We start from the raw sequence: 25374 nt of genomic DNA on the forward strand, positions 1-25374 counted from the left end.
GGGGTCAGAGGCTAGCTGACCTCTCACCCGCCCGTCGGACTATTTGAGGAGCTTGGCGGGACATGTTGCCCTCCGGTGCCGCATCCAGGCCGTTGACCGGTTCCGCAGACCGGAGGCACAGTGGTAGCCTCCAGGCGGGGCCGTTCGCGAGGCCGCTTGCGAGCGCCCGACGACGGGGAGGGCCACCATGTCGACCAGGGTTCCGAAGAAGCAGATGACCGTCATTCAAGCGGCCTTCATCGGCGTGGGTTCGATGGTGGGCGCGGGAATCTTCGCCCTCTTAGGAGCAGCGGGCGCCGTCGCCGGCTCGGCCGTGTGGGTGTCCTTTCTGGTCGCCGGAGCCATCGCAGGTCTTCAGGGGTACTCGTTTGCAAAGCTTGGCGCCACCTATCCTTCCGGTGGGGGCATGCTCGCCTACCTGGCCCGAGGGTTCGGAGAAGGCCACGTCACCGGGATCGTTTCATGGCTGTTCTATGTGACCGGAGCGATCGTCGGAGCAATGGTGGCGTCGTCCTTCGGCGGCTATGCCAGTGCAGTGCTGACCAATCGTGACCCAGGCTGGGCCAAGGTGTTCGCCGTCGCGCTCATCGCGGTCATGACTTTCCTGAACGCCGTCGGGTCCACGGCGGTGGCAAAAGTCCAGTCCGTGATCGTGAAGGTGGTGCTGGGCATCCTGTCCGTGTTCGCGATCGTCACGATCGTTAACTGGAACCCGACGCTCCTCGACCCAGCGGGCTACCCAGGCGTTCGCGAGATCGTCGCGAGCGTGGCGTTGACGTTCTTCGCCTTCCTCGGGTTCGGTGTCATCACCTTCACCGCGAAGGATCTGCCTGACCCGTCGCGTCAACTGCCTCGCGCCATGTATCTGGCGCTGGCGATCGCCACCACGGTGTACGTAGCCGTCTCCCTGGGCGTCTTCGGGACGCTGACCGCCGACCAGGTCGTCGCCTACGGCGCCACGGCGCTGGCCGAGGCCGCCAAGCCCACGCTCGGCCAGTTCGGCTACGTACTGATGGTCATCACGGCCCTGCTCTCTACTTCCGGGGCGGTGAACGCCAGCCTCTACCCCTCTGTGGGGATGACCCGGCATCTGGCCTCGGTGGGCCAGTTCCCACCGGTTTTCGGCCGCTCCCTGGGCCGCCGGCAAGTACCGGTCGGGCTGCTGGTCATGGCCGGCCTCGCGGCAGTAATGGTGCGGCTGTTCAACCTGAACAGCATCGCATCGCTCGGAAGTGCGGTAGCACTGCTCATTTTCTCCGCCGTCACCCTGGCCCGCTTCAAGGTGTACCGGGAGACCGGTGCCCTGCTTTTCATGCTCATCATCGCCCTGATCGCGACCCTGGGAACGTTCGTCGTATTTTGCACCACCACGCTCGTCAACGAACCCGCCACCGCCGCCGCGCTGGCGGTTATCCTCGCCCTGGCCCTGATCACCGACCTGCTCTGGAAACGCACCCGAAACCGCGCAAATTAGCACCCCGCAGACCTGACGCATAGGGGAGTTAGAGACTGTTCCCTGCTAATTTCTAAGTCCATGCTGTAGGCACCGAGAACTTTGTGTGATAAGGGGGCAGTGGCATGTTCAAACCGTCGACTACTCGCCCCAGGCGGTATAGCTCCGCCTGGCCCGTGGCACAGACCACGGGGCGCCCCGGGATGTGGCTCCCGTGAGCGAACAGGCACTGACCCGGCCGAAGGCGCCCCCTGCCGTGTGGATCTCCTGGGTGGCCCTGACGCTGATGACCACCAGTTCGGTCGCCAGTCTCCGAGCGGCCCCGACCATGGCCGTCTACGGCCTCGCTTCAGTCTTCCTCTACGTGGTTCCCGCGATCGTCTTCCTGCTGCCCACCTCCCTCGTGTCCGCCGAGCTGGCCTCCGGATGGAAGGGCGGCATCTACAACTGGGTATCGTCCGGAATCTCCAAACCAATGGGCTTCCTGGCGGTGTGGTGCCAGTTCGCAATGACAATTTTCTACTATCCGACCCTGCTGGGATTCGTCGCGAGCACGCTCGCCTACGTCTTCAACCCGGCACTGGCCAGCAACGGCGTGTGGACAGCCTTGGTGATCGTGGTGTTCTACTGGGCCGGCGTGTATGTCTCCTCTCGCGGCACGAAGGGCGTGGCAGGCCTGGCCAGCGGTGGCCTGATCATTGGCACCCTGATCCCGGGCGCCCTGCTCGTCATCCTGGGTGTGGTCTTCCTCGGCCAGGGCAATCCGTCCGCCGCTCCGATGACCGCGGCAAACTTCTTCCCCGAGTGGGCCGGACTGGCCAGCCTCGTGCTGATCGTGAACAACTTCCTGTCCTACAGCGGCATGGAGATGAATGCGGTGCACGTGTCCTCCCTGAAGAACCCGTCCAAGGAGTACCCGAAGTCGATGTTCCTGGCCATGGGACTCGTACTGCTCATCTTCATCCTGCCGGCGCTAGCGATCAGCTGGATCGTCCCGGCCGATGAGCTCTCCCTCACCGCGGGTGTCATGCAGGCCTTCGACGCGGTGCTGGCGTCCTTCAACATGCAAGGTCTCACGCCGATCCTGGGCATCATGCTCGTCGCGGCCTCCCTCGGCGGCATGCTGACCTGGCTGGCCGGTCCGTCCAAGGGCCTGCTGCTGATCTCGCGTGAGGAAGGCTACCTCCCGCCGTTCCTGCAAAAGCTGAACAAGAACGGCATCCAGCAGAACCTCCTGGTCATCCAGGGGCTCGTCACCACCGTGATCGCGCTCGGATATGCGCTGATCCCGGACGTCTCGAGCACGTACTGGATCTTCTCGGTGATCACCACGCAGGTCTACCTGATCATGTACCTGCTCATGTTCGTGGCCGCCGTCCGGCTCCGCCGCAACGACCCTGAGCACCCGCGTGGCTTCCGAGCGCCGATGCTGCTGACGCTGTGCGGCGTAGGATTCGCAGCCTCCCTGGCCGCGCTGCTTGTCGGGTTCGTCCCGCCGTCGCAATTCGGCAACGGGGATCCGCTTGTCTATTTCCTGATCGTCGGCGGCGGCGCACTGGGGCTCGGCCTGCTCGTGCCGTTCCTCTTCTATAGGTTCCGCAAGCCCTCCTGGAAGCTGCCCGACCAACAAACGCAGACGGAGGTGCCGAAGTCATGAGCACGCAGACTGAGTCCTCAACCAAGCGCAGCCGCTCGGTCATCTACATCGTTGCCATGACCTTGCTCGTGGTGTTCGCCGTTGTCGCACTGCTGAACTTCAGGCAGGCGAGGGAGACGCAACAGTCCCTGACGAAGGCCGACCAGCTGATCGCGACGATCGAATCGGCCGGGGGGACGGCCCCCTCGCGCGAACAGATAGCCCGTGTACTCGGCGACGACGGCGGCGCGGTCTGCGCGAACCCGAACAATGCGCTGAGCCGGGCCACCTTCCTGAGCCAGCTGACGAACGGGGCCACCGGGCCAGGCAACAGGCCCGTGATCGCGAACGCCCGCATCGCCATCGGCGAGGTCGCGATTATCAAGGTCTACTGCCCGGACCAGCTCGCTGAGTTCCAGCAGTTCATCAATGACCTCAAGACGTACCGCACTGGTGGTGCGTGAGCCGTGGACCTCCGAGACCGCATCACCGAACTAATGCGACCGGCACGGGAGGAGTTGGCCGAGTTCGTCGCCATCCGGTCTGTGGCGGACCCGCGGCAGTTCCCCGTCGAGGAGTGTGCCAGGGCCGCTCAGTGGGTGCTCGAAAAATTCGCTGAGCTCGGATTTTCCGATGCCCATCTCGAGCGGACGCCGGACGGCTCCGACGCAGTCGTCGGCTCAAGACCGGGCCCCGATCCGGAGGCGCCCACCGTGCTCCTCTACGCGCACTACGACGTGCAGCCACCCCTCGATGATGCCGCGTGGCGCACCCCGCCCTTCGAACTCACCGAAGTGGGCGGCCGCTGGTACGGCCGCGGCGCCGCCGACTGCAAGGGCAACATCCTCGCCCACCTTCTCGCACTCAGGGCGCTCGGCGACGACGTACTGGTGAATCTGAAGCTCGTTGTCGAGGGATCGGAGGAACAGGGCACCGGCGGGCTCGAGGCATTCGTGGCGAGCCGCCCCGGGCTGCTCAGAGCCGATACCATCCTGGTCTGCGACACCGGCAACGCCGCCGTGGGACACCCTGCGGCCACAGTGACCCTCCGCGGCATGGTCAACGTCGTGGTGAGCGTGGAGGCGATGACATCCGAACTCCACTCAGGCATGTTCGGCGGCGCAGCGCCCGATGCCCTCGCCGCTCTGATCTCGATGCTGGCATCGCTGCGCGACACGCGAGGCAACACCACTGTCACCGGGTTGGACAACGCCCAGACCTGGACGGGCGCACCTTACCCGCCCGAGCAGTTCCGTTCCGACGCCGGGGTGCTCGAGGGCGTCACGTTGCTAGGCAGTGGCACCGTTTCCGACATGCTCTGGGCGCGTCCGGCCGTCACCGTGCTAGGCATTGATTGCCCGCCGGTGACGGGGTCGACCGCGGCGATCGTACCGCGGGCCGCCGCCCGATTGAACCTGCGCGTCCCGCCCGGCATGGCAGCCGCTGACGCCCACACAGCGCTGGTCGAGCACCTCAAGGCCACCGCCCCCTGGGGAGTCCACGTCGCCGTGGACCTGGAGGCCATCGGGTCACCCTTCAAGGCGGCAGTTGGCGGGCCGGCGTTTAATGCCATGAGTGCCGCAATGGCCGAGGCATACGGGCAGCCGATGACCACCCTGGGCCAGGGCGGATCAATCCCCCTCTGCAATGTCTTCGCCGACACCTACCCGGACGCGGAAATCATCCTGCTGGGCGTCGAAGAACCGCTCGCACTCATCCACGCACCCAACGAGAGCGTCGATCCGGGCGAAATCAGCGCCCTGGCCGAGTCCCTGGCCCTCTTCCTCCAGCACTACACCACCCTGTCCGGCTAGCCGCCCCCGCCCGTACCAGTGGACGACCACCACCGCGTTGATGAGGTTCGCATAAACCAGTCACGCTCTGTGACTGGGGCAACGGCCGCGGTTCGGCCGTGGCCGCTAAGCCGGACTACCTGCTTGCCTGCATCGGCCAAATCGCGCCTGCCGGCGGCATCGGTGGGTCGCATGGGTTCTGCCCAGCGCTCGGCCTGGCCAATGCGAGATCGCTCCTGAGGACTCTCAGGAGCGATCTCGTTCCGGGTCCACGTCAGTGTGTGGAGCACGTCGGCTGACTAGTGGACTATTCTCATTTCGTGCGAGGTCTGGTTGAGTCGCCGTCCGCCGTCAGGAACGACCGTCACAATGTCCTCGATCCTTACGCCGAACCTGCCCGGCAGGTAGATTCCGGGTTCGATCGAGAAGCACATGCCGGGGTGGAGGATCTGGGTTTCGCCCTCGACCATGTACGGCGGCTCATGGGTCGTCAATCCGATTCCGTGCCCGACCCGGTGAATAAAGTAGTCGCCGTAGCCGGCTTCAGCGATCACCGCCCGGGACACTCGATCGATCTCCTGACACTCGACGCCTGGCCGCACGGCCTCGAACCCGGCCTGCTGTGCGTGTTTGACAACGTCGTGAACCTCGCGCTCCTCGGCGGTGGGTTCGCCGACGTGCACAGTCCGCGTCGTGTCTGATCCATAGCCGTGCTTGAGGCCGCCGAAGTCAAGCACCACCATGTCACCGTCCTCGATGATCCGCGGGCCGATCTCGTGGTGAGGGTTGGCGCCGTTCGGACCCGAACCGACGACGGTGAAGTCCACCTGCGAATGACCGAATTGGCGAAGCAGGTCCGCGAGATCAGAGCCGACGTCAGCCTCGCTGCGCCCAGCGAACCGCACTGTGACGATCTCCTCGTACGCCTGGTCTGCGGCCGCGCCAGCCGCCGCCAGCCGCTCGATCTCGTCGTCATCCTTGATCGCCCGAAGCATCGGCAGGGCGGACGTCATCGAGACGTAGGACGACTTGGGCAGTCGGTCCTGCGGGCCGAGGAGGTGCATGGCCCAGGCCGAGTCAGAGACGGCATAACGTCCGGTGCCAGCCATCAGCGCCGCAGATTCCGTGTAGGGGTCGCTCCCGTCTGTCCAGTCGGTGATCCTCAGCATCGAGGCGCCGGCGGCTGCTTCCGCGTCGGGCCTCTCGAGCCTCGGAACGATCATGGCGGGCTCCGCGTCGACGGGGACCACGAGCATGGTGATGCGTTCGGTGATGGCCACGGGTGCATACCCCGTGAGGTACAGCAAGTCCGGTCCAGGAGTGACCAGGATGCCGTCGAGCCCGGCATCCTGGGCGGCGTGAGCTGCTCGCCGCAACCGCTCGGCGAAGTCACCGGCGGTGAACGGAGCCGGCTCGGAAAAGCTGCGATGATCACTCATGGTTCGCATTGTCGTGCGCGGAGCATCACCGGTCAACCCATCGCGCCTACGACCGCTGCCAGTGCGGAGGGACGAGCCTCCGGTAATCCCGCATCACTGCCCCGACATTCCGTTACGCGTCCCGTTGCCCGCAAGGTGGGGCCCGTTGGGGCACTTGCGTCTGGATGACCGTCTTACAACAGGCTTTTCCTTCCGGCAGGCTCTTGTCGGGGATATTCTGGGGAAATCAGCAGCGCGAGCGAGCCGGTGGTCATGGCTCGTGGAGGAGGCTGTATAGCGTCATTGGCAGCCGCCCTGCCGCAGCAGGGCTGGAGGCCTTCCTGTTAGGAGCTGCCTTGAATTCTTCAATGACGAGACCACCCAACCGTTCTGGCGGCGGGGCTCAGAGGACGTTCGGCGTCGAGGAGGAATTCCTGCTCGTCGATGCCACGACGGGGCAGCCCGTACCCGCCGCGGAAGCGTGCTTGACCAAGGCCCCACAGCACCCCGGAACGAGTGGCGGCCCATTCTTGGCTTTGGAGGTCCAGCAAGAGCAGCTCGAGGCCGTTGGCCCTGTCTGTTCCACGCTCCAGGAAGTAATTGCGGGGATCCGAGAGGGCCGGCGGCTTGCCGACGAGGCGGCCCGCTCGGTGGGCGCACGAGCGGCCGCCGTGGCCACCAGTCCCGTCCCGGCCAGTCCTACCCTCGTACCGCAGCCCCGTTTCCTGAACATGGCAACCCGGTTCGGGTTGACGCTTCGGGAGCAACTCACCTGCGGCTTCCATATTCATGTCGGTATCACCGACGGTGAGGAAGGGGTGGCAGTCCTGGACCGAATCCGGGTCTGGTTGCCCGTGCTGCTGGCGCTGAGCGCGAACTCCCCTTTCTGGCAGGGCGCCGACACCGGATACGCAAGCTTCCGCTACCAGGTGTGGAACCGCTGGCCGACCGCCGGGCCCAGCGAAAGGTTCGGATCAGAACGGGAATACCACCGGTACGTGCAATCCCTGCTGACAACGGGCGTACTCCTCGACGAGGGCATGGTGTACTTCGACGCGCGCCTCTCCCGGAATCACCCGACGGTGGAGGTGCGCATTGCCGACGTCTGCATGGAGGCCTCACACGCGGCCGCCATTGCCGCGATCGTGCGGGCACTCGTTGAACGGGCCGCCCAGGAATGGCGCGCCGGGATTTCTGCGCCCCCGCTATCCGCCGGGCAACTGCGCCTGGCGGCGTGGACGGCAAGTCAATCAGGAGTCGACGACACCCTCCTGCACCCCCTGCTGAACGCTCCATGCCCGGCCGCCGAAGTGGTCCAGGTCCTCCTCTCCCATATCCGGCCAGCCCTGGCCGACAGCGGGGACGAGGAGCAAGTGACCTCGGAAGTGGCCCGGATCCTGACCACCGGCACGGGCGCACGCCGGCAGCGCGAGATCATGATGAGCACCCAGAGCCTGCCCGCCGTGGTGCTCGAGGCCATCGGACACACCCACGGGACCGCCCCGGCACCTCATCGCCGGTCCCGGCGCCTGCAAACTAGCTGACTGACCCGACAGGCCACGAAAGGACAGCCACTACAGCGTCGGCCGAGGAGTGCTGCATCTCTGCTGCCTCGCGGCGCCGGTCGATGGCGCTCTCAGACCAGGGCTTAGGTCTTGATCCTTTCAAACTCGTCAGCGCTGATGGTTCCGGAGTCCCGAACAGCCGTGGCTTCGGAGATCTCCTCGCTGGGACTCGCTGCCGCGACACTGCGGATGTAGGCATCCGAGGACTCCCGGTTGGCCCGCGCCCGTTCCATGGACCGCTCCGCCATGCCCTTTCCGCGGGCAATCAAAATACACCAGCACGCCCAACAAGGGCACGAAGACCAGGAAGAGGATCCAGAGGGCCTTCGACCAGCCGCTCAGCTTGTCGTCGCGGAACAGGTCCCCAAAGACGGCGAACAACGGCCAGAAGAATGCGATGAAGGCATGCACACAGAAAAACCACCAGAAAAATCCCAAAGGTCTTCTAAGAAACCTATATCAACTTCCCTGCTTTCGGGCGGAGCGGTGTTGTACGGGAATGCAGCCCGGGCACGTCTGAGGCTGGCTGCAGGTGTTCCAAGGGAAGCTGGGCGTCAGCATTTGGTCGCCGTCTTTTTGGAGGTCGCTGATGGCGGCCTGGACGTTGGCGGCGTCGTCCCTAAGCGAGGCTGCCGCCTGAGTCAGGGTGGCGTCGTCCGGGACGGCTTTGACGGCTGCGTCGAACTTGTTTTCGGCCGCTTTGACGGCGTCCATCTCGTCCTTGGCTACGTCCTGGCTGGCCTTGACCAGGTCGTCGTACGTTTTCGCGACCTGTTCGCTTGCCGATTTGATCTGTTCTATCGTGGCGCCCGGCTTCAGTGTCTGTTTGAAATTTGTCAGGGACCCGGCGAAGGCGCTGGCAGCAGCGCAGGCCTGCGAAACGTTCTTCTCCGCTCTGGCGCTCCTGACGCTGGTGCCGGGGCTGGACGTGCTGCAGCTCGTGAGCAGTGCGACGGCTGCCGCGGCTACGATCGCTCCTGCAAGGATCGGGTGTGGTCTGGACACTGGAGGCTCCTTTTCGAAATGGATTGCGGCAGGCAGGCCTGCCATGCGCGAGTCCGACTTTTGTCTGCCCGCACCGTGTGTCTGGACCTCATCCGGGGAAGGTGATCCGTAGTGGCGGTACAGGAATCCCACGGCGCCCGCGTCATGAAATAGCCCCGCGTCTGGGCGTCCCCGAGGACCGGATCAATGGTCACCTCGGCGCGACGGGAACGGTCGGGAGTCAACAAAGCGGGGCGGTTACCGGGCCGGCGGCACCCTGGTCGTCACCAAACTCGATCGGTTCGCCCGGCCCCTGTCCGGTGCTCGAAATCATCATCGAGGACATGACGAGAGTTTCCCAAGGGTTCCGGCCGCCAACAGCGATGACCATGAGGGTTTGATCCCAAGTCCAAGCAAGTCATGCAGTTCCAGGCGCTCCCGGCCATGAAGGAGTGAACAGCAACACCGCTGTCCCAGGCCAAGAGAAGGAGCCGCCAGAGCGCAACTGCCGCCTACAAAAATGGGCCCCGCAGGGGCCCATAAAGGAGATTTGTACACATTCAGCGGCTCGCAAGCCCCTGAACAGGGAAAATACGTGCCCGAGGTGGGAGTCGAACCGGGTTCCAGCCCTTGAAAATCCGCCAATCCCCCGCAAACATCGCCAATCCGGTCCATTCCGGCCGACATACGACCCGATCCGAAGCCCAGGGTGTGCACAATGTGCACACCCTCTTTCTTGCCAACTTCGGCGCCCCAACCGGGCTGCCGAAACGGCCGTCCGTGCGGAACAGTTTTGACTGGCGATTTCATTCCGGCAGTAAGAGTCGACCTCCGGAATACGACCGGCCGCGAATAGGCACAGCACGAGGGGGCGTGTACTTTACCGATCACACCAAGGGCTGCGTCGGATCGTTTCAACCGGCTCTCGCTCACCTCCAGTTGACGTCGCAACCGTGGGATCTCGGCCTGCTCCGGGGACAGCTTCCCGATGCCTTCCCCGGGATTCTCTGCCAGGACAGTCCTGTTCAAGGCCGCGGACCGGATAACCCCCGAACCTCCTCGCACCCTGGTTCCAGTCCTATGTCAGCCCACCCGCGCGCTTCATATGGTCTCTAGTCCTCCATCCGCCACCTAATGAGCTTCAACGTCCCGTTGCCGGCGCGCACCGCAGTCGTGATGTTGTTTCCACTGGGAACTGCCAAAGCGACTTCGCTGACAGCACCCGCCTTGTCATCGCTGTCCCCAGTTCTTAGGATAATTCCGCTGTTCGGATCGACATCCCAACTGATCAGTTTCAAGGAGCCGTTGCCGGCGCGCACCGCCGTCACGTATCGCGCGTCGCCTAAACGCGAGATGCAGATGCAGGTTGCGGGGCCGGCATGGTTGTCGCTGTCGTGGAGCCGCTGGATCTGTGTACCGTCCGGTGACAGCGACCAGCTGATGAGCTTCAGCGAGCCGTTGCCAGCCCGGACCGCCGTGACCAGCCCCGCCATGGCGATTTCACTCACCTCACCGGCTTGGTCACCGCTGTCGCCCAGGCGGGAAATATTCTTGCCGTCTTCGGAAAAGCCCCAGCTGATGAGTTTGAGCTTGCCGTTACCGGCCCGAACGGCGGTGAGCACAACATTCGGCAACGGCACCGAGACCGCGATGAGGCTTACTGCGCCCGCCTGGTCATCGCTGTCGCCCAGACGCGTGATCGTTCCCGTGGCGTTGTCGAGAGCCCAGCTAATGAGTTTCAGAGAGCCATTGCCCGCCCGAACCGCCGTCACCAGGTCCGCTGCTGTCTTCGGCGGCCCCGGCACGATGGTGACAATGCTGGCTGCCCCAGCTTTGCCATGAGTGTCTTTGAGACGAGAGATCGGGCCCGAACCGATCCCGTCATCCCAAGAAATGAGAAGCAGATCTCCGCTGCCGTCGCGGACGGCGGTGACGGTAAGGTTCCGATTTCTTGCGACGGCAATCGCGCTTACCTCGCCTGCCTGATCGTCGCTGTCCGAGTTCCGAGTAACAGCGCCCGGGCCGCCAGTGCTCCAATTGATCAGTTTCAGATTGCCCGACCCCGTTCTTACCGCCGTCAGCGAATAAAACCCGAGCTGCTCAACCGCTATATCAGTGGCGGCACCAGCCAATGCTCCGCTGTCGCCCACCCGCGTGAAATTTGTCATGATTCAAACCCTCCCCAAATGGCCCAAACCGGAGGCGCGAGTCCGATGCTCGCCAGCGCCTGCGACAGTCCGCCGGCGGCGGAATTCTCCCGACTGTAGGCCAATTACCCGACATGGTTCGCCTGATCAGGCGCGCTGTCAAGGAGCCAACGATATCCCCGTGCTTCGTCTTGGCTGCGGCTAACCCAAATGTGGTCGCGTCACATCTTCCTGACCCCAGCTACGCGCATCTCCGGCCGCGAAACCAAATGAAATTCTCCCAAATCGCTCGTAGACTTGGGCGTACTTGAGGGAGGTTCCGATGGACACGGGTGATCGTCTTACCGATTCTCTGCTGGACGTGATTGAGCTCCAAAACTTTCTGCATGACTTCATCCGTGCGTTGACGGTTCGCCGACTCAAGCCTGGCGAAGATGTCAGCCATGTTGCCGAAGAACTGGGTCTGACAGCGCCAACGGGCTGGCAGCGAGAGCCCATTACGTGGGCCGGTGGTACTGAAGATTTTGGAACCAACGAGGATCATAAGGGGCAGACTCTGGTGCTCGTGCAACCTGGCCATCCCGAGGCGGTAGGACTGACCATCGGATGCATCCGCGTTCATGGACGGCGGTATTGCATTGAATGCGGTTGGCTGTACTGTCGGATCGTTATCAGGTTCTAGGGAGAAGAGTTCGCGGTAGCCAGATGGAACCGCCTCCTGGCAGAGTCTCTGGCGGAGGAAATGCCGGGGCCGCCATCCCACACCTCACTGCTGCCGGCCAGCCTGCCGAGAAGCATCGCGGCGTCCCGAAACCGGCCGGCAGACCACTCTCCACCCGGAGTTTCGGGGATGTCCTCCATCCAGATGGCGGTGCATTGGCCGTCCAGTTCGTCGATTCGGTAGACGTCGGATAGCCGGCCGCCGGCTGGCATGGCCTCCGCCAGGCCAGAGGCATAAACATCGACTTCGGTGCGCCGTGGATAGTAGCGGACCAAGTCGTCTCTGACGTTCGGAGGAACCTGCCTGATGCCGCTCCACAGCAACGGGGATTGAACCAGCTAAACGACGGTGCTGAATGCTGCGACCCGGGCGGGGGCCGCCGGCGCCGTCTCGGGTCCGTGCTGTGCCTTCGACCCGCCAGAGGCCGCCAGTGGTCATGTTGAACATCGGCGATCTTTGTGGCGCTGGCTGACTGCAACTCCGCTGCCGGGTCCTGCAGGGCGGCTGCTGCTATGCCCTCCAGCTTGCCGCGGCATCCACGGAGGCGGGACCGAGGACTGAGTCTGTGAGTTAGGGTACGCAGGCCGGTAGCGGAGTGGCTAGCCGCATTTGATCATCCCCTTTGGTGAGCGGGCAGGTTCGGATTGTCACCAGACGTGGGACGCGGGGCCGGCAGGTGCCTGATGCCACGGACAGTGTTCCCGTTGATCGGGCCCCGGTCACATAGCCTCGATGTCACGCCGTCTATGGCCAACAACATATCTTCCACGTGCGATTTAGACTGCACCCATGTCAGAAACTGAACGAACCATCACAGACCCGGTCTTCGAGGCCGCCCTACGAGGCAGCACAAAAGAGCCTCCGAGAGGGCGGCATCCCGATCGGTGCTGCCCTGGCCCGCGGCGGGGAAGTGATTGCCAGTGGCCACAACGAGCGTGTCCAGCATGGAGATCCAATCGCCCACGGCGAGATGTCTGCCGGGTTGCCGAGCAGCCACGCGGACTCGTAGCTTGAGTCGCATGGCGCAGATGGCTAGAAGGCCGCGGAAGCCGCGGGTGAGCCGGTATCCGGACGCAGGGTGTCCAGATGAGCTCGGGAGGCACCGTGTCGTTACTCGGGAAGGCACCACCGCGACCAGACCGATCAGCCTCGTGGTTTCAGCACAGTCGAGCGGTTCTCGCTCTCTCGTTTAGTCCGGCGATTCTCAGGGCAAGCCGGAGGGCAGAAAGAAAAGCGGACGGATGAGCCGGAATGCCGGAAGATTCCCGGGACTGAACAGCACGGCACGACCCGCGGCACTGCCATCCTCGCCGTCGCGGTTACATCTTCGTGATCGAGCTGGGGAACAAGGACCACGACGAGGTCTGGGGCGCCAGTTCGGCGGCCACCTATTTGTCGAAGACCCTGCGCGCGCAGGGTGTGCTGCTCACCCAGTATTACGGGACGGCGCACAACTCCAATCCCGACTACCTGGCCCAGACTTCCGGGCAAGGCTCAAACGTCATGACGCGCATCGATTGCCCGGTCTATGCCAGGTTCAAACAGACCGGAACGTCCGAGCCGGACCAGGTGCAGGGCATTGGCTGCGTGTATCCGGCATCGGTTCCCACACTTGCAGGCCAGCTCACTTCCGCCGGCAGGACCTGGAAGGGCTACATGGAGGACATGGGCTCCCCCTGCCAGCATCCCGAGCCCGGCGACAAGGACGATCACCAGCGCGCCCAGGTCGGCGACCAGTACGCAACACGCCACAACCCGTTCGTATATTTTGAAGAAATCACGTCGTCCCCTGACTGCCAGGAGAACGTTGTGGACTACACGCACTTAGGTCCGGGCCGCCCACAGCTATCGTGTGCCGCGAAATCGTACCCCTGTAGCCTGACGGGCCAGCACCGCCAGGCGTACTTCTCCGGGGGATAGGACACTGCAAGTTAGGTAGGGCGATTACGGAGATGGTGGCCTTGGTGCGGGCGCAGTTGTAGCTTCGAAGGAGAAGGCGGGGATGTTCCCTGTGCGGTCCGAGAGCGACATGACATCCCGCGGGTCTGCGCGGTGCACGATGTCAGGAGGTCTGGATTTTGATGGATAAGGATCAGCAGGAGTCGGCGCCTGTTGCCTTCTTGCTGGCAAACGAGGGAGTCGACGAAGCCTGGTTGGCCTACTACGGAATCGGCGGCAACCTCGATGAGTGAGCCGTCGACGCATATCTTCACGGATTACCGCCCGTGCCGGGGCTCGACGGCAATCTGCCGGCGATTGCCATAAACGAACGCCTGGCTCAACTCCGGTTGCCGCAGTTCGCTTCCTACAATGGCTAACGACATCACGGAGCCTTCAGCACCCCGGCGACAGGCGTGTAGGTGGTCCCGGGCCAGGGCAAGCATGGCCCGGAAGGGTTTTGCCTCCGCCGGTGCGGTCGTAGTTGGTCTTAGGCTCGGCTTGGCAGCGGGCGGGGTCGCATCCGGCCGGTCCGCACAGCGGTAAGGCGTCGGCAAGCCGGCGGGCGTCCGTTGCCCACCAGTTCGTCAAGCGCAGAGCCCGGATGTCTCCGGCTCCAGGCAGACGACCGCTGACAGACGGTCAATTACCAGAGTGACTGTGCTATGCGGGGGCCATAGGGAGCGCTTGCCGCAATCAGCGAAGTTGCTGCTCCGTGCCGGATCTGTTGTAGAACCGGTCCGCTGCGGACTGAACCCTTTCAAGAAGGGTATTGGCCGCGGCGGCCCGATCCAGGAAGTACTGCCGCTGATGCACATCCACCTCTGTGGCCGCCCCTTGATCTGCCTGCACGCTAGCGGCGCCCTAGGCGTAAACGAGGATGGCATAGTCATCTTGGCCACTACGGTCAAGGGTGATGACCAACGGCCCGTCCGATGTGCTCCTGGCGTATACCTATCGCCCGGGGACCCCGTATACGGATCCCGGGGTGCCGGCCGCCTTAGCCCTGAAGGTGCGTGCATGGTGCCCTGGTGCTGGAGAGTCCGGTCCAACAGGCGGAAAGATTGCGGCCGGGGCTCCCGACCGCTGGTCCGTCTGCCGGACGGCCTCCTGCAGCGGCACCGCCCCTCACGCCCTCTGGAGGTGGTGGTCAGGGTTGGACGGCGTCAAAGAAGCGAAAGTCTGAAGGGGTTCCAGTGCCCAGGGCGTCGCGTGCCTTGGCCTGAATGAACTGCCTGTCCTCTTCCGTGAGCACTGATTCGCCATGCACATCGGTGTCGACTTTCTCACTTGTTTCCTTGTTGAAAATGGCCGTAAGGGTGCGTGGCAGGACCATGCAACCCGGGTTGTCCATCAGCCACTGCTGCGTGGTCGGATCGAGCCGGTTCCATTGTTCCTTGATATGCATATGAGTCACTGCTGCCTCTCGGGCATCGGTTCAACAAAGAGACCTGTCAGACCGTTGTCAGCAGGGGAATGCGTGCCATGACATCGGGCTGTCCGTTACGGAACGTCGATGCCTCCTAACCCCATTGGACTTGAGGCAGAACTTGGAGGAAATATCCGGACGTCAGGATGCGTCCGGTTGGTGCACGGGGGGCACTTATGCCGTCAGGACTGGAGTCCCCCACCGAAGTCCGCTCCCCCTAGTGAAACCCTACGTTCCCCGCGGTAGAAAGGAACGTCAGTCAACTTGACAAATTACCTGTCAAGTTAAGGCTCAATGCCGGCAAAAGCGCATTTGTACTGATCTGCACTGACCCCGGTATCTGCTCTCCAGGCGTCCCGCGCTGCCCTACTCCAGGCGGACGGCCACTAGCTGGTTCGCGTCCGGCCAATTCTTGAAACGCGTTCTCACAGCCGTCGGTTCCACTGTCTGATGACCACAAAACGGATCGACTACGGCCAAGGTGAAGAAAAAGGCCCTGGTCGTCATGTCTATAACCGCTCTGCCGGGCACGGACAGACCAACCACGGCAGCCCCGAGGCTGACCTGAGTTAGACCCCTGACAGCGGGAAGTCTGAGAACCGGTTGTCCCAATGCCAGGCCGCTCGATGGGTTGCTGGCCTGGCGCGGCGTCGTCAGGGACGTGGTGTCTGGTCAGCGGTGATGATGATGTTTGTTCCCCAGAGGTCGGCGGTGTAGCAGCTGACCAGAATGAGCCGGTCGGGGACCTTGTTCCAGATGGGGCTGTTTTTGAGTGTGTTCTTGTTTTCCGTGGAAACAGTGGTGACGGTATAGGTTGCGGTACCGGCTGATGTCGTGATGATGATCCGGTCGCCGGGTTTTGCCCGGCTACTCAGGTGGTTGAAGGCGGAGTCCCGGCCCTCCCAGCTGTGGCCGATGATGTATGTAGTGTCTGTGGAACCCGGGCTGCCATATGGCGTGAGCCAGTATGCATCGACAGTCATGGGCGGAACGATCGACGCCGGTCCCTGCTCCGGTGGCGTCAGCGGCAGCACGTCCTGGTCCATGCCCACGCCGGGATAGGTGATGTGCAGCGGCGGGGAACCTTGGAATGCGGGGGCCGTCGACGCCGCATCCGGCGAGGCGGTCGACGCCGCATCCGGCGAGGCGTTCGACGCCGCATCCGGCGAGGCGTTCGACGCCGCATCCGGCGAGGCGTTCGCGGGTGCAAGTGGTGTTGTGACTGTGACTGCTCCTGCAGCAGGCGGAGGCGAGGCTGGCCCTGCCGTGAGACTGATCACAGCGGCGAGTGCTGTCGCGGCCAGTGCAGCGCCGGTTATCAGCCCGGTTCGCAGCCGGCGGCGGCCGCCGGACGCAGCAAGGGCACGTTCAGTCATGGACTGCTCATCCAGGCTAGGGACGATTCTCCAGCCGCTTTGGGTGCGCCCATGAGCTGCCGCCCGTTCTTGGCTACTTGGCACCTCGGAATGAGCGCTTCTTCCGGCTCAGCATCCACACCCCGACCAAGCCTGTCGATACGGCGGCCGCGCCGATAGCCGGCACCGCGTCGGAGGTCGGGACCTCTGCCGCGGTATCGATGTTCAGGCCACGGCTCCTTCCCCCCGCGGAGGCAGCCGGCGTCGGGGTTGTGCTGGAGGACGGCGACGCCGTGGCACAACCGGGCGTCGTGAAGACGTTGGTGTCCAGCGATACCTGCCCGTTCCGGGCCAGCGCCCTGCCCTGGACCGTCGCGCCCTTGGTGGCCGTGATCGAGGTAAGGGCCAGGATATTCCCCTTGAAGGCCGACCCCGTGCCCAGGGTTACGGAGGTGCCGACCTGCCAGTAAATGTTGCAGGCCTGGGCGCTGTTGGTCAGTACGATGCTGCTGGCCGAGGCGGTCGTTAAGGTTGAGGCAACCTGGAAAATGAACACCGAGTTCGGGTTTCCTTTTCCGTCGAGGGTCAGTGCGCCGCTGACGGCCAGCGGGCCGGAGGATTTGTACACGCCGGGAGCCAGGGTCTGCCCGACCAGGTCACCGGCCACAGAAGCGGTCACGGCCCGGCCGGCCGCGTCGTTGTAGGCGGTGGTCAGATCCGACTGGGCCCGCCCTGCCTGCGCGTCGCCGGCGTGGGTGGCCCCGGCCGCCAGGCCTGGCGGGAATCCTGTGATGGCACTGCCCGGATTTACTCCGAGGTTGCCGACCAGGGTAGTGGGCCCTGTGTTGGTAACGGTCGTTCCTGCCAGGACGGAGTACGCAGAAACTGTGCCCAAACCCACCGGGGCATCGGCGGCGTATGCCGCGGACTGCCCGGCTACTGCCCACGCCAACAGCGCAACCACACCGATGGCGGCCCCAGCCGCGGTGCGGTGCCGCGCCCGGGGACCGCGGGTACGGGATCCATCGCTGGATTCATTTTGCACATGTTTCTGCCCAGGCGAAATCGTAAGCATAATTGGAACCCTTGCTGATCGGCGGCCCGGCCGACCTCGTGGGTCCCGTAGCTTTGCGTGCCGGGCTCGCGCCCGGGGTGCCTTTGTCGACGAGCGAATGCTCGATCTGCAGCAACAGTACAGGTGAAAAGGGACAGGTACTGACATGCTTGCCTGCGTCCAGCAAGTTCGGTCGTACTTTTGGTTTTCCTCGACCGCCGAGTCGGTGAGGCTGCCACGACCTACTGGGGGCTGTCAGTGGGCCAGGGATCGCCGGGCGGAACTGCGCCGTCGACGCCGGGTCCCCCACAGCCCGGACCACCAGGCCGGGGCCTTTCAGCACTAGGCTGAAACGGTGGCTGGCCAAATGCCCGGCGGAACACCGGGACGGGAGCTGGGCCGGAAAACGCCTGGCCAAGCTGGAAGCCGCGTCGTGACACTCCGAGGAACTAGCCCAGGCGGCCGGTCGAACTGGCCCCGTCAAACTACGGCATCATCAAACTGGTCGAACTGCTCATCATCGACGACGTCTTCGGACGCAAACCGTGGGTGGCCAGGGACCCGTACGGTAGGGACGGGCGTGCAGTGATTGTCCGGGCTCGTAGTTGGTAGGACGTGCGTGAAGGATCGGTGAGGAATCAGATGGCTGGAGTTGTTGGGTGGGTGGCTTTTTCCGCGGGTGTACTCATCCTGGTCTGGACGTGGACGAGCGTGATCGGGACTCTGATTGTGCCGCGGCAGCACAAGGACCGGCTTTCCGAGGCAGCGGCTTTGCTGGCTAAGGCGATTTTTGCTGTGGCCCGCCGTCCGATCAGGACATATCGGCGCTTGGACCGGTTGCTTGCCTGGCAGGCACCGATGTCTTTGTTCATCCGGCTCGGCATGTGGATGTTGTTGTTCTACCTGTCCTTCGCACTGATGCTTCTTCCCTTCGTCCAGAACCAGCCGGGCCGGGCGTTCAGCGAGGCGGGGTCGGCGCTGTTCACGCTCGGCTACGCTCCGCCGGACGAGCTGGGGAACACGTTGTTGGTGTACTCGGCGGCTTTCACCGGCCTGGTCGTCATCGCGCTACAGATCGGGTACCTGCCCACCCTGTACGCGGCTTTCAACCGTCGGGAATCCGAAGTGACCCTTCTTGTGTCACGTGCCGGGTCCCCGGCCTGGGGCCCGGAACTTCTCATCCGGACCCGGTTCGGGCTCTCGACCGTAGACAGCACTGCGGAGCTGGGGGCGCTCTACGGCACCTGGGAACGCTGGGCGGCGGAGGTTGCCGAGTCTCACGGCACCTATCTCACTCTCTGCACGCTCCGGTCCCCGCTGCCAGATTCGAACTGGCTGATCGCGCTGCTCAGCGTCATGGACAGTGCCGCCCTGCAACTCTCCCTCAGTCCCGGCACCGCGCCAACCCTAAGGGCCCGGCTGCTTCTCCGTATGGGATTTTCCTGCCTGAACCAGATCGCGTACGCGCTCTCCATCCCCGTCGTGGAGGACGTCGACCCGGACGCCGAGACCGAGCTGACGTTTGCCGAATTCAACGAGGCCGTGGACATGCTCCGGTCGGTCGGGTACCCGGTGGAACATTCGGCGGAACAGGCGTGGCCGCACTTCCGCGGGTGGAGGCTTAACTATGAGCCAGTTGCCTACCGACTGGCCTACGTCATCGACGCGCCCCCGGCACTTTGGAGTGGAACCCGGAGACTGGTGACGGCCCAGATTCCGCCCAAGCGGCCAGCCAACCGGGTGGCATCGGAAGCCCAACCCGAAGATCCCCAACTCGACATCCGCGGCCCCGAATAGACACGCCCATGCCCCTAGCGCCGGAGGGCTGGGGCCGAGTACCAAGTTTCCATCCGACAACTGTGATCTTCATCCGAGATACCTTCAGAGGCTGATGCAGGCCGGGTCACTGCGATGCTCTCGACCTGTGGACGGAGTCAGGACTGGGCCCTCATGGCGTACAGAAGCAATGGATGTCGCCGAGGCGAGGGAACAGCCCGTGTATCACTACATTTTCTTCAGCGCTGCCTGTGTGACGGCAAGTTGCCGGTCATTCCCTTTTAGGCGGCGTCCTCGTGCCGGCCGTGGGCCGTCGATGGGGCGGGTAGATTGCCGACGCGGCTGGCTCCCACCAGCTTGGCGCGGGTAGCCCATGGCTTCCGGGGTGGCCGCCCTGCCAGTGTCGCGGCGGAAGTCACCCGAGCCAAAGGCAAGGCGGACGGCAACCTAGGCCTTCGCGTCGTTGGCTTCCTCGATGCCGACGACGGGCTCGACGAGGAGGATGACCGGGGGTCGTGCCGTCGATCCGGTCACAGCTCCCCGTGGCCTGGTGGCCGAATCGGTCGTGGCCAGCATGACGCCCAATAGACCCGGGGGTACCGCGGAGCCCGGTGAGGGCGTCGACCCAGAAAGGGCTGGTGGCGTCGAGGATAGGTCTGGCTAACTCCGATGCTGCGGATTATTCTGCAGTTGCTGCCGTTTCTTCCTGTGCTGTCCCAACTTTCAAAGCCTGCCCGGCGTTCATCCCTGCCCGAAGGAACAATTCCCGTGATGCGGTCGCCAGGCCCAGGGCAGTCGCGGCGATATCTTCCAGTGCCTGGTGGATGCACGTCACGGCGGCGGCATCGGCCGGGGCCGTGCTCGCGCCGGAGTGGGCTGCCCGCAACGACGCATACCGGGCGACCTTTCTTTTCAGGTCCCTGGCGAGATCCTCGATCTCTGCCACCAGCTGGTCCCGCCAAACGCCGGAATCCTGCACGCTGCTTCTGAGACCAGTCGCAGATGGCGGCCGGTTCAGACCCGGACTTTGCCGTCCTCCCAGGAACCCGGCCAGCTCGGCGGCGAGCTCCTCGAGACCCAGGGCCGACGGCGACGGCGGCCACGCCCGGCCGGCATCAGGTTGCAGCGAATCAGGACGGTAGGCGCCAAAGAACGGGGCCATGGCGCTCACAGGCCGCGGAAGAATGGACAATAAGTGCCATCCGGTCCAGTTCAGGCGGCCACAATCGGGAGGCACATTGACTGACGGCACAGGTTCAATGGCGGAGGGACTGGATGCCGTCCTGTGCGCCGGATTCCTTGGGTCGTTGAAGATCAAGGTACTTGCCGGTCGTCGTTCCGCATCGCGCCCGTCACCCGCCGGTCCGGCACCTCCATCCGCGGCGAATTCCCTGCCCGCTCCGGCAACAAACAACTCAAAAATGCGCTCTTCAGATCCTCCTGGATAGCCTCCTGCCACGACCCGCTCTCCAAGGCCTACTACGACGGGAAACGCGCCTAAGGAAAGAAACACAACGCCGCCATCATCTGCCTCGCCCGCCGGCGCTGCGACGTCATCCACGCGATGCTCAAAAACGGCACCCTCTACCAAGAAAAGGCACTCCAGGCCGCTTGACCAAAAGCATAGGGACACCCCCGGACGCACGCTGACCGCGGAGCACCAGCAGGGCGACTAAGTGAACGGCCCCCAGCGCCCGCGGCGGTTGGTGCACACGATTGTGAAGAGCGCCCACTGACGGTCTGGCTGAGTCCCTGGCACGGTCCGGTGGTCTGCTCATGGGTCGGGTTTGGGAGTAGATTGTTCACATCCGCTGAGGGTCCCGCGTATCAGCGAAACGAGCACGTGGACAAGGATCCGGATGGCCCGTCCGTACCGCATTGACACTCACCAGCACATCGTTCCGCCTGGGTATGCGCGCTGGATGCTTGAAAAGGGCATCCGCCCCGGCGGCATTGGCCTGCCGTCGTGGTCCGAGCGCTCAGCGTTGAAGTTCATGGACAGGCACGAGGTGCAGACCGGCATCTTGTCCCTGTCCACGCCCGGCGTGTACTTCGGGGACGCTGCGGAGGCACGGCGGCGGGCCCGGGAGATCAATGAATACTGTGCAGAGGTGGTCGCGGCCCGGCCTGAGCGGTTCGGGTTCTTCGCGACGCTCACACTGCCGGACGTACATGGCGCCCTGGCGGAGGCCCAGTACGCCCTGGACACCCTGCTCGCGGACGGGATCGTGTTGCTGGCCAACAACGACGGCCGCTACCTGGGCGATCCTGGCTTTGAGCCTCTGCTGGAGTTCCTGCACCACCGCCGGGCCGTAGTGTTCATCCACCCCGCTGAACTGCCCGCTCCGGCGGTGCCGGGCATACCCGCCTTTGCCGCAGATTTCATGCTCGACACCACCCGCACCGCTATCAGCCTGGTCCTGTCGGGTGCTATGGAAAAGTTCTCGGGAATCAAGTTCATCCTGGCCCACGCGGGCGGTTTCGTTCCTTACATCGCCTACAGGATCCTGCTGACGATGCTCAACGATAAGGATCTGGCCCTCAGCGCGCTGGCGGCGCTGGGAGATAAGAAGCAGTCCATCTTGCGGCGTTTTTACTACGACGTGGCCCTATCCGCCAGCCCGGCGGCCCTGCCAAGCCTGCTCGAGGTAGCTGACCCGGGCCGCATCACATACGGCACTGACTTCCCCTTCGCCCCCTCTGCGGCGATCGATTTCCTGAACATGCAGTATGAGAACTATCCGCTGGATCCCGGATTGCGTGCGGCGATAGACCGCGGCAATTCCGAGGCGCTTTTTCCCCGGTTGAGGCCTGAGCGGACTTAATTCATATTGTGCGCGTTGCGCTCCCTGGCCAGGGGTTCCGGTGGTCTTCCTGTCTCTATGGCCCCTCGCCGTTTTTCGCAGCGAGGACCTCTCCACCCGGTGCGTCGCTGCATGGTCGAATGGATCGACGTCAAATAGGGCACTGCCTACGTCGGGAGCGGTCCACAAGGCATATGTGGCTCTTCGGACATCCGGTAGGGGTCATCGGTGGCTCCCGAGGACCCGGTCGCTAGCCAGCCCTGACGAACGAGGTCCCATGGATCCGCGGGCACGGCACCCCTCCGCCCCGCTGGACGTACGCCGTGTGGTGTGGTCAGGTTAGGGAATGGAGCGTTGGGACGGCACGACTAACCGGATCACGGTCCTCCACGACGCGTTCGGGAACCGACCCGGCCTGATCAAGGACTGGGGATTCGCCGCACTCGTCGAGTTCGAGGGGCGTCGGATCCTTTTCGACACCGGAAACGACTCGTCGACGCTTGCCGCCAACGCCGACGCCCTCGGTGTTGACCTGCGCGCGATCAACCTTGTTGTGGTCTCGCATCGGCACGGCGACCACACCTCCGGGCTCGGTCACCTCCTACACATAAACCCCGACGTCCCTGTCTACGCCCCGGCCGAGTTGTACGGCGTGTTCGGCTCGCGCCTGCCCGGCCACTTTTACCCGCGCCGTCCGTCGCTGCCAAGGTCCATGCAGTACTACGACGGCGAACCTCCCGACGTCATCCACCACGGCACGCCGTGGCCCGGCGCACGATTCAGCTGGGTCGAGGAATTGACCCCATTAGGGAGCAACGCGTGGCTGATCCCCGTCGTCTCGGAGGTGCCGGGAACGCGTGAGCTGCGCGAGATCACCCTCGCGCTGTCGACATCGCAGGGACTAGTGCTCTTGGTGGGATGCTCCCACCCGGGGATCGAGCGGATCCTGGAGGCCGCTGCCGCGATCGACGACCGTGTCTACTGCATCGTCGGCGGCCTCCATCTCGTCCTCGCCGACGAGCCCGAGGTGCGTCGCGTCGCGCACGCACTTCGCGACAATTGGCACGTGCAGACCATCGCCCCGGGACACTGCACGGGTGAACCTGCCTTCCTGACACTGAGCGAGGCGTTCGGCGACCGCTACCTCTACGCCGGCCTGGGGGAATCGGTCCCAGTCCCGCGACCCGCCGCGATGTGACGCGGATACCACTGATCTGCGGTCGCCCGCGCAGCCACGATCAAGGCATCGCCACCCGCACAGTGACGTGATCGACTGGGTCAACGCTGCTTGACATGGAAAAGGAGCTCATCACCGCCGAGCCGAACGCCGGGCCACATGGCGAGGCCGTGTCGGCGACTCAATCAGTCTGTAGCGAATCCGGCCTGCTTGAGCTCGCGGCGCCACACTTCCCGCCATTGAGAGTCGTCGGCGTACGGGATGTAGACGAGGCCATTGATGGCTCTTCGGACATTCGGTGGCGTGTGGGGCTCGCCGGGTTGATGCTGGGCGGGTAGGGGTCGAGGTCCCCGAGGATCAGTAGTGCTAACTCCCTGATTCCGACCGAGGACCTCGACGTGCTTCACCTTACTTCGGGGTGCGCTGACGCGCGCTCGGCCACCGCCCCGTGTTCCCGTTGTGACCTGCTTGTTGGTCTCGATGGTGTTCATGTCGAGCATGTCGACCGCCGTGAGGACGTGCTAGTCGTGACGGTATCCAGCCCGGCCGCCCCGACCGGATGCCCGGCGTGCGGCGTGATCGCCGTGGGCCGCGGACGACGCCGACGGGTCCTGCACGACGTGCCCAGCGTGACGCGGGTGCGGATCGTGTGGCGGCAACGGGTCTGGCGGTGCACCGACGATGCGTGCAGCAAGAAGACGTTCGTGGAGCAGCTCCCATCGATGGTCGCTGCGCGGGGTTCGATCACGCAGCGCACAACCGCGTGGGCGGTCGGTCAGTTGCGTCGCGAACACGCGACCGTGCACGGTCTCGCCCGGCAGCTGGGCACGTCGTGGAAGACGGTGTGGCGTGCGATCGAACCCGAGCTGGTGCGGCTCGCCGCCGACGAGTCTCGGTTCGAGAACGTCACGACACTCGGGGTGGACGAGCATGTCTGGCATCACGTCGACTCGCGAAAGCGGGGCCCGAAGGAGCTGACCGGGATGGTCGATCTCACCCGCGACGCGAAGGGGAGAACGCGGGCCAGGCTGCTGGATCTCGTGCCCGGCCGGTCCGGGGCCGTCTACAAGGTCTGGCTCGACGAGCGTGGCGACGCGTTCCGGGAGGGCGTCAAGATCGCCGCGTTGGACCCGTTCGCTGGCTACAAGACCGCGATCGACGACAAGCTGCAGGACGCTGTCGCGGTGCTCGACGCATTCCACGTGGTCAAGCTCGGCACCGCAGCGGTCGACGAAGTCCGCCGCCGGGTGCAGCAGGACACGCTCGGGCATCGGGGACGCAAGGGCGACCCGCTCTACGGGATCCAGACCATCCTCCGTGCCGGGGAAGAGAACCTCACCGACAAGCAAAGCGCCCGCCTGCACGCCGCGGTCGAGGCCGACCCCGCGCACGACGAAGTGTTCGTCGCGTGGCAGTGCGCCCAGCTGCTCCGCTCCGCCTACCACCAGAAGAACCTGGCCGACGGACGACGAATCGCGCAACGCGTTGTAGACACGTTCCCCACCTGCCCGATCCCCGAGATCGCCCGCCTTGGCCGCACCCTGCGCCGATGGAAGGACGCGTTCCTGGCCTACTTCACCACCGGGCGATCATCCAACGGCGGCACCGAAGCCGTGAACGGGATCATCGAGCTCCACCGCCGCCTCGCGCGCGGGTTCCGCAACCGCGAGAACTACCGGCTCCGCATGCTCCTCGCCGCCGGCGGCCTCACCCCATGACCCCCACCAGATGTCCGAAGAGCCGCATATGTAGGCGTTGTAACGCCCGAGGGCCGGTCGCCCTACCTGCGCTGATATGCCGACAAGGAGTGGAACAACCATCTGCTCTCGTTGACCCACTTTTAGAGTCCGGCAGCCGATCGTTCGGCCAAGGCTCAGAAAATCTGCTTCACATACCCTCGGCGATCATGCTGTAGAGGGCAAGCAACAAGCCCGACGCCGCATATTGCCGCTCCCGTAGGATCGGCACGACAAGGTCCACCTACGAAAGGAACACATGATCTTCCCAGGCGGCAGCATCGATCCGTACGCGGTTCCGGCGAGGGATTTGAACGAATCCTTCATTGGGGCCCACTTCGGCCTCACCAAGGGTGCCGAGGTCATCTACGGAAAGATCGGTGCGATC

21 protein-coding genes, 3 pseudogenes and 1 riboswitch are annotated in these 25374 nt (G+C 64.3%); of the genes and pseudogenes, 14 read left to right on the forward strand and 10 right to left on the reverse strand.

What is annotated here, in order from left to right; translation table 11 throughout:
- Window positions 1-187 precede the first annotated feature (187 nt).
- The 4 genes from ABD243_RS19335 (at window position 188) to ABD243_RS19350 (ending at window position 4903) form a co-directional block, all read left to right on the forward strand.
- Window positions 188-1474: an APC family permease gene (locus ABD243_RS19335; protein WP_344367999.1), complete on the forward strand. Its 1287-nt coding sequence runs from the start codon at window positions 188-190 to the stop codon at window positions 1472-1474.
- A gap of 193 nt (window positions 1475-1667) precedes the next feature.
- Complete coding sequence (gene gadC / locus ABD243_RS19340; protein WP_344368000.1) at window positions 1668-3110, forward strand: glutamate/gamma-aminobutyrate antiporter GadC; 1443 nt, start codon at window positions 1668-1670, stop codon at window positions 3108-3110.
- Entirely contained in the window at window positions 3107-3553 is a 447-nt protein-coding gene (locus tag ABD243_RS19345) for a hypothetical protein (protein ID WP_344368001.1), read from the forward strand. The genes gadC and ABD243_RS19345 overlap by 4 nt, the downstream gene beginning before the upstream one ends.
- A 3-nt stretch (window positions 3554-3556) precedes the next feature.
- Window positions 3557-4903, forward strand: a complete 1347-nt coding sequence (locus tag ABD243_RS19350) for a dipeptidase (RefSeq protein ID WP_344368003.1) — start codon at window positions 3557-3559, stop codon at window positions 4901-4903.
- Between the two features lie 278 nt (window positions 4904-5181).
- On the opposite strand, the gene ABD243_RS19355 is transcribed toward ABD243_RS19350, so the two are convergent.
- Window positions 5182-6321 carry an aminopeptidase P family protein gene (locus ABD243_RS19355; RefSeq protein ID WP_344368004.1) on the reverse strand — a complete coding sequence of 380 codons (1140 nt, stop codon included), beginning with the start codon at window positions 6319-6321 and terminating at the stop codon, window positions 5182-5184.
- A gap of 347 nt (window positions 6322-6668) precedes the next feature.
- Between ABD243_RS19355 and ABD243_RS19360 the strand changes: the two genes are divergently transcribed.
- A complete protein-coding gene (locus ABD243_RS19360) occupies window positions 6669-7844 on the forward strand; it encodes a glutamate--cysteine ligase (RefSeq protein ID WP_344368006.1) in 1176 nt (391 codons plus the stop codon).
- 104 nt (window positions 7845-7948) lie between these two features.
- On the opposite strand, the gene ABD243_RS19365 is transcribed toward ABD243_RS19360, so the two are convergent.
- The 4 genes and pseudogenes from ABD243_RS19365 to ABD243_RS19380 form a co-directional block, all read right to left on the reverse strand.
- Window positions 7949-8113, reverse strand: a complete 165-nt coding sequence (locus ABD243_RS19365) for a hypothetical protein (RefSeq protein ID WP_344368096.1) — start codon at window positions 8111-8113, stop codon at window positions 7949-7951.
- Between the two features lie 64 nt (window positions 8114-8177).
- Window positions 8178-8276 (reverse strand): annotated as a pseudogene (locus ABD243_RS19370) (hypothetical protein); the annotation flags it as partial.
- A gap of 48 nt (window positions 8277-8324) precedes the next feature.
- The gene (locus ABD243_RS19375) at window positions 8325-8870 is read right to left on the reverse strand and encodes a hypothetical protein (protein ID WP_344368007.1); all 546 of its coding nucleotides are present in this window, start codon (window positions 8868-8870) and stop codon (window positions 8325-8327) included.
- A 1091-nt stretch (window positions 8871-9961) separates the two neighbouring features.
- Window positions 9962-11017 carry a hypothetical protein gene (locus ABD243_RS19380; protein ID WP_344368008.1) on the reverse strand — a complete coding sequence of 352 codons (1056 nt, stop codon included), beginning with the start codon at window positions 11015-11017 and terminating at the stop codon, window positions 9962-9964.
- 301 nt (window positions 11018-11318) lie between these two features.
- On the opposite strand from ABD243_RS19380, the gene ABD243_RS19385 reads away from it, so the two are divergent.
- The 3 genes and pseudogenes from ABD243_RS19385 to ABD243_RS19395 all read left to right on the forward strand — a co-directional run bounded on the left by ABD243_RS19385 (window position 11319) and on the right by ABD243_RS19395 (window position 13637).
- The gene (locus ABD243_RS19385) at window positions 11319-11678 is read left to right on the forward strand and encodes a hypothetical protein (protein WP_344368009.1); all 360 of its coding nucleotides are present in this window, start codon (window positions 11319-11321) and stop codon (window positions 11676-11678) included.
- Between the two features lie 828 nt (window positions 11679-12506).
- Window positions 12507-12696: pseudogene (locus ABD243_RS19390) on the forward strand (nucleoside deaminase); the annotation flags it as partial.
- 350 nt (window positions 12697-13046) lie between these two features.
- Window positions 13047-13637 carry an alkaline phosphatase family protein gene (locus ABD243_RS19395; protein ID WP_344368010.1) on the forward strand — a complete coding sequence of 197 codons (591 nt, stop codon included), beginning with the start codon at window positions 13047-13049 and terminating at the stop codon, window positions 13635-13637.
- 1168 nt (window positions 13638-14805) lie between these two features.
- Here the strand turns inward: ABD243_RS19395 and ABD243_RS19400 are convergent.
- The 3 genes from ABD243_RS19400 to ABD243_RS19410 all read right to left on the reverse strand — a co-directional run bounded on the left by ABD243_RS19400 (window position 14806) and on the right by ABD243_RS19410 (window position 17514).
- The gene (locus tag ABD243_RS19400) at window positions 14806-15063 is read right to left on the reverse strand and encodes a hypothetical protein (protein ID WP_344368011.1); all 258 of its coding nucleotides are present in this window, start codon (window positions 15061-15063) and stop codon (window positions 14806-14808) included.
- Between the two features lie 674 nt (window positions 15064-15737).
- On the reverse strand, window positions 15738-16460 hold the full coding sequence (locus tag ABD243_RS19405) for a class F sortase (RefSeq protein ID WP_344368012.1): 723 nt from the start codon (window positions 16458-16460) through the stop codon (window positions 15738-15740).
- A gap of 73 nt (window positions 16461-16533) precedes the next feature.
- Window positions 16534-17514 carry an ice-binding family protein gene (locus ABD243_RS19410; protein ID WP_344368014.1) on the reverse strand — a complete coding sequence of 327 codons (981 nt, stop codon included), beginning with the start codon at window positions 17512-17514 and terminating at the stop codon, window positions 16534-16536.
- Window positions 17515-17531: 17 nt separating this feature from the next.
- A riboswitch (cyclic di-GMP riboswitch) is annotated at window positions 17532-17606 on the reverse strand.
- Window positions 17607-18135: 529 nt separating this feature from the next.
- On the opposite strand from ABD243_RS19410, the gene ABD243_RS19415 reads away from it, so the two are divergent.
- Window positions 18136-19290: a hypothetical protein gene (locus ABD243_RS19415; RefSeq protein WP_344368015.1), complete on the forward strand. Its 1155-nt coding sequence runs from the start codon at window positions 18136-18138 to the stop codon at window positions 19288-19290.
- A 426-nt stretch (window positions 19291-19716) separates the two neighbouring features.
- Here the strand turns inward: ABD243_RS19415 and ABD243_RS20970 are convergent, their stop codons facing one another.
- Both ABD243_RS20970 and ABD243_RS19425 read right to left on the reverse strand, forming a co-directional pair.
- Window positions 19717-19845 carry a hypothetical protein gene (locus tag ABD243_RS20970; RefSeq protein WP_425547248.1) on the reverse strand — a complete coding sequence of 43 codons (129 nt, stop codon included), beginning with the start codon at window positions 19843-19845 and terminating at the stop codon, window positions 19717-19719.
- Window positions 19846-19948: 103 nt separating this feature from the next.
- Entirely contained in the window at window positions 19949-20440 is a 492-nt protein-coding gene (locus tag ABD243_RS19425; RefSeq protein WP_344368016.1) for a hypothetical protein, read from the reverse strand.
- Between the two features lie 171 nt (window positions 20441-20611).
- On the opposite strand from ABD243_RS19425, the pseudogene ABD243_RS19430 reads away from it, so the two are divergent.
- The 5 genes and pseudogenes from ABD243_RS19430 to ABD243_RS19450 form a co-directional block, all read left to right on the forward strand.
- Window positions 20612-20884 (forward strand): annotated as a pseudogene (locus tag ABD243_RS19430) (transposase); the annotation flags it as partial.
- Window positions 20885-21128: 244 nt separating this feature from the next.
- A complete protein-coding gene (locus ABD243_RS19435) occupies window positions 21129-22094 on the forward strand; it encodes an amidohydrolase family protein (protein WP_344368018.1) in 966 nt (321 codons plus the stop codon).
- Between the two features lie 325 nt (window positions 22095-22419).
- Entirely contained in the window at window positions 22420-23271 is an 852-nt protein-coding gene (locus tag ABD243_RS19440; protein WP_344368021.1) for an MBL fold metallo-hydrolase, read from the forward strand.
- 95 nt (window positions 23272-23366) lie between these two features.
- The gene (locus ABD243_RS19445; protein ID WP_344368024.1) at window positions 23367-23588 is read left to right on the forward strand and encodes a hypothetical protein; all 222 of its coding nucleotides are present in this window, start codon (window positions 23367-23369) and stop codon (window positions 23586-23588) included.
- A 60-nt stretch (window positions 23589-23648) separates the two neighbouring features.
- The gene (locus tag ABD243_RS19450; RefSeq protein WP_425547249.1) at window positions 23649-24968 is read left to right on the forward strand and encodes an ISL3 family transposase; all 1320 of its coding nucleotides are present in this window, start codon (window positions 23649-23651) and stop codon (window positions 24966-24968) included.
- Window positions 24969-25374 lie beyond the last annotated feature (406 nt).

This window comes from Arthrobacter humicola, from assembly GCF_039531445.1.
In the GTDB taxonomy this organism is placed as follows: Bacteria; Actinomycetota; Actinomycetes; order Actinomycetales; family Micrococcaceae; genus Arthrobacter; species Arthrobacter humicola.